At 33.5% G+C, this 2,014-nt stretch carries 2 protein-coding genes; both read right to left on the minus strand.

Features of this window, described 5'->3' with window-relative positions; translation table 11 throughout:
- Window positions 1-405: 405 nt before the first annotated feature.
- Window positions 406-894: an SMI1/KNR4 family protein gene (locus Q338_RS12410; protein ID WP_034296028.1), complete on the minus strand. Its 489-nt coding sequence runs from the start codon at window positions 892-894 to the stop codon at window positions 406-408.
- Between the two features lie 13 nt (window positions 895-907).
- Window positions 908-2,014 (minus strand): VENN motif pre-toxin domain-containing protein (locus Q338_RS12415; protein ID WP_169815870.1); only part of this gene is annotated, 1,107 nt, incomplete at its 5' end.

The raw sequence follows: 2,014 nt of genomic DNA on the forward strand, positions 1-2,014 counted from the left end.
ATTTTGCTCGGCTCGTCTTGCCAATGCATAACTGCTTTGCATGGACGTGGGTTGTTTCGGATAGGTTTGGAGTTGGCTCATGGCTTTGTTCCTATGACGTGGGGTTACAATCCAATACATTTTTCAGGCTGTCTGAAAATATATTGGTTATTTAAAACAATTGGTTAGAAAACGGCCGTTTTATTCATTAAGTTGAATGCTTACTTAATGAACGTGATTTCAGGTTGCCTGTAATTACTTTTATCATGAAGAATTCAATGTAACGTATGTTGATTTGAATGAATAAAGTATTAAGGCAGCCTGAAACATTGGGGTAGGTGGGATTGGTAAGATGCGCGGGTGCAAAAACACCCACCCTACGCTTGCTATTACTATGAATAATCAATGTAGCACAAGTTGATTAAATTATTTTATTAATATTAATTCTCCTATATAGTCTCCGATAAATTCTAAATTAGGATTTTCTTCATTAATTAGCCAAATCATAAAATCATCAAAATATGTCTCTAATGAAAATATTTCGTTTTCTCCTTCTGTATACATATAGACCGTTAAGTCTTCGTCATTAGTTTTTAAAAAGCAATAGTGTGTTTCGCAGAATACTGCAAAGATAAATGGTTTTTCTTTTAACCAGTTATAGTCAGGCAAGTCATTTTCTAATGTGAGTTGAAATAGTATTTGATTTCTTATGGAGTAATAATCTCTATACATAACAATAGTATCACCTAATAATCCTCCATCACTTCTACCTGCATGTAGTAAAAAAGTTCTAAAATCTTTTCTAATATTGATGTCATATAATTTTTCAATTTGGTCAATCTCTTTTTGTGAATAGCCAATAGATTTTTTTCTATTTTGATGTAAAAATTGATTAAGAATGGTTAAGTATTTCATAATTCTTTCCTATTTATGGGTTTTTACGTGTAGAACCTTCATATATGATGACATTGAAAGGATTATCTTGTTCAGCCCATTCTTTAATAGATGGACGACACCCATTGTTGCACATACCAGGTTTTTGTTTAGATGTATTTTGAACAGCCATTTCAACTTTAACATCACTATAACGACTAAATTCTTTATTAATGTAACCAGCTAATTTCATTTCAGCATGATTGTCATTAGTTACACTCTTTCCATTTAGTGATGTATTTATTACTCTAGATTTTATTGAAATGTTATCATCATGGACTATTTTGTAATCGATATTATTAATACGTATATGAGTATCTTTAGGTGCTCCTTTCCAAGCATTTCCACTAACGCTTAAAAAATGATGGGTTTGATTATTAACACTAACCGAAGCTGTTGCTACCGAAAAACCATCGCGTACTTTACTTGCTTTAATTTTTCCATTGGAAATTAAAGCATTTCGAACCGAATTTACATCCAATGCTAAATTATCAGTATCTTGTAAAGATTTAGTTTGATATTTAGGATTAAAAGAAACTGTAGCATGTTGTGTTGTGGATGCTCCTGTTCTTACAATCGGTTTCAAACCAAACCCTAAACCTATATCGTTCACAACTGCTGATAATGCACCGCCGGCACCATTTTGACGATATTGAGCTTCAATGTTATGTTGTTCAAGTTGATGCTGTGTATCTGAATAGGAATTATCCCAAACTTCCCTAAACACTTCTTCTGATTGGTTATCTAAGCCTAATTTATTATGAACATATAAGTCCTTAATCTGTTGATTATCCGCTAAATGTTGTTTACCCAATTCTCTACATTTATTAGCATTTTGCTTACAAATGGCAATTTGCTGTTCTTTTTCTTGCTTTGCCAATAATCTATATTTATTACCAATTTGTTTTTTATCACATGTTTGGGGATTACAATTGTTTAGCTCATTAGCAAACTGACGCGCTAAAGAAGCCATCATATTATTCTCCACCGCATTCTCAGCATTCAGGCTGCCTTGCACCGCGTTGGTTGCACCGTTTCCGATGATTGCACCAGTCGCCGCCCCAGCCAAACTCATAATGCTGCTGACCGTCTCTTTTTGCTC

This window comes from Alysiella crassa DSM 2578 (assembly GCF_000745955.1).
Lineage (GTDB): Bacteria > Pseudomonadota > Gammaproteobacteria > Burkholderiales > Neisseriaceae > Simonsiella > Simonsiella crassa.

Coding starts and splice junctions, on each gene's coding strand:
- Q338_RS12410 (WP_034296028.1), bottom strand. CDS start 894: ATGAAATACTTAACCATTCTTAATCAATTTTTACATCAAAATAGAAAA.